Annotated in this window: 1 protein-coding gene; it reads right to left on the bottom strand. The window is 52.4% G+C overall.

Annotated elements, in window-relative coordinates; all coding sequences use genetic code 11:
* Nucleotides 1–614 (bottom strand): hypothetical protein (locus tag VZ95_RS26375; protein ID WP_045777600.1); only part of this gene is annotated, 614 nt, incomplete at both ends.

Below are 614 nucleotides of genomic sequence, written 5' to 3' on the forward strand. Positions count from 1 at the left end.
TCACGAACGCCCGAAAGTAACGCTTCAGTACGGCGGGGTGTCGCATTGCGGTGGGCATATATGTTGTTCAGGGCGACCCGCGAGACGATGCGGCGGGTACTGATATCCGACGATTTTGAGAAGCGATTAACAGTCTCCTCATTAAGTGCTAACGCCTCTGTTCTGCGCCCAGTACGGTAAAGGGCATAACCCTTCTGTAGTAAGGCATAGGCGATGTAATAATCTTTATTAGAAATGCTCATCGGTCCGGCGAGAGTGAGCGCATCTTCTGTAAGAGGGATCGCCTTTCCCTCCTCGCCAGGAATATCACCAAATGCGCGCGCGGCTTCGATCCGTGCTAGCAGAATTTTCTCTTGCACAACTGGTTGTTTACTCTCATGAAAGCGGCTCACGAGCCCGTCCATAGTTACAAAACCAATACTTCGATCTTGAGGAGCATCGAATAGCAAGCTCAGACCTTTATTGAAGAGCGCCGTAGCAGTTATTTCCTCGGCATCATCGCCGGTTAAGACTTTGGCACGCTCCAATGCCCCGTCATAGAGAGCCCGCTTCTCCGATGTGGCGGCATCACCGCCGAGCCGTAATCGGATAACGCCGAGGTTTAGGAAGGACCG

The organism is Elstera litoralis, from assembly GCF_000963705.1.
Taxonomy (GTDB): Bacteria; Pseudomonadota; Alphaproteobacteria; order Elsterales; family Elsteraceae; genus Elstera; species Elstera litoralis.